The sequence below is a fragment of the Mailhella sp. genome (assembly GCF_057866825.1).
The window spans coordinates 1-1,590 of sequence record NZ_DBMAHT010000222.1 but is presented as its reverse complement, the minus strand read 5'-3'; the positions used below and the strand labels follow the sequence as shown (position 1 = coordinate 1,590).

General features: G+C 62.5%; 2 protein-coding genes. One reads left to right on the top strand and one right to left on the bottom strand.

Translation table 11 applies throughout. The features are described from left to right. Nucleotides 1-217: ATP-binding protein (locus tag ACZM96_RS10900; RefSeq protein ID WP_489489084.1), on the bottom strand; the 217-nt coding region annotated here is incomplete at its 3' end. A gap of 481 nt (nt 218-698) precedes the next feature. Between ACZM96_RS10900 and ACZM96_RS10895 the strand changes: the two genes are divergently transcribed. Then, on the top strand, nt 699-1,199 hold the full coding sequence (locus ACZM96_RS10895; protein WP_489489083.1) for an HD domain-containing protein: 501 nt from the start codon (nt 699-701) through the stop codon (nt 1,197-1,199). Nucleotides 1,200-1,590 lie beyond the last annotated feature (391 nt).

Below are 1,590 nucleotides of genomic sequence, written 5' to 3'. Positions count from 1 at the left end.
CGGCGTTTTCGTCGTAGGCGTCGGCCTCGCGGAAGTCGAAGGAAATGGCTCCGGCGGGACAGGCGGGCAGGCAGTCGCCGAGGCCGTCGCAGTAGTCGTCGCGCACGAGACGTGCCTTGCCGTCCTGCATGACGATGGCCCCTTCATGACAGGCGGAGGCGCACAGGCCGCAGCCGGTGCAGGCTTCTTCATTAATATGGATGATTCTTCTCAGCATGTTTTTCTCCTGATGAACTGATGAAGCGCTTGCGGGGAGCGCCTGTGAACGTGACCGCGCCGGACCGAATGCCGCGACGCGCGAAGAAATTCGACGAAACCCGGAACGCGAAACAGCATGCGGACACGCCGCGCCCGGGACGAACCTTCCCGGCCTGCGGGAGTCCGCCCGTCAAAGATAATTCCGAACATGCGCCGCGCAAGGATATTTTTCTGTGATCTCGGACATTGACGCCGCAAAGCCGGGGTCGTACACCAGAGCGAAATCCGCCCGACGCCTTGAAAAAGACGTCACTTTTTGCCGAAACGGCCCTCCGGACATGTCCGGACGCCCCCGGCGACGCCGGCAACAGACGCGCCACGACTCGCGTCCGTTCGCCGCGCCCGTTCCGTGCCGCCCCAGGAAACGCTTCCGCCCCGACCATCGAGACGCCCTCCCGCTTCCCCGGCGGTGCAACAGTTCTCACGCAGGAGTATTTGCCATGGATGCCACGGACCGCATCTTTCTTGCCATGATCGACTACTTTGCCAATGATCCCAAACGGATCCAGCACCTGACCAAGGTTCACGCCTTCGCCCGGCTCATCGGACACGAAGAAGGACTCGATTTCCGCACGCAGTTCGTGCTCGAATCCGCGGCCCTCGTTCACGATATCGGCATCCGCCCGGCCGAAGCCAAGTTCGGAAGCTGCTCCGGCGCGCTCCAGGAACAGGAAGGCCCCGCCGAAGCCCGCCGCCTGCTCGAAAACCTCGATATCGACCCCAACGTCGTCAACCGCGTCTGCTTCCTCGTGGGACACCACCACACCTACACCGATATCCACGACCCCGACTACCAGATCCTCGTTGAGGCCGACTTCCTCGTCAACCTCTACGAAGACAACGAAAGCAAACACGCCGCTTCCGCCGCCCTCCGCCGCATCTTCCGCACCCCCTCCGGATCAAGAATCTGCAAAACCATGTTCGGACTCGACGAAGAATAGAAGGAAGAAACCAGGCTAGAGCCCTCGGGGCTCCGCCCCGGGAAAGGCAGGAAAGACAGGAAAGGCATGCGGGGGAAATAATTCCCCCCGCGCCCCCCTGTTTCCGCCGAAGGCTGCGCCATCGGCGGGGCGGGAGTGTGCAGGCAATGCGCGTTGCCGAAGCCATGTCTGGCAGGGGCAGTCTGCGGATGCCGGAGTGCCTGGCAGGCACTGTTCGGTCTGCGGACTCAGTGCAGGTGTGCGCTGCTGCGCCCACCTGCGGTGGCCGACTCCTGTCCGGCCTTCGCCGGGCAGTCGTGTCAACGGAAGGATTTCCAGATTTTTTGGGAAAAACATCGAGGGCCGCAAAGGTAACCTGAAAAACCTTCTCTCAACGCTCTGGGACCCGCGA

Bases quoted from the DNA above. Each gene is read 5' to 3' on its own strand.
- ACZM96_RS10895 (WP_489489083.1), top strand. From the start codon at position 699: ATGGATGCCACGGACCGCATCTTTCTTGCCATGATCGACTACTTTGCC.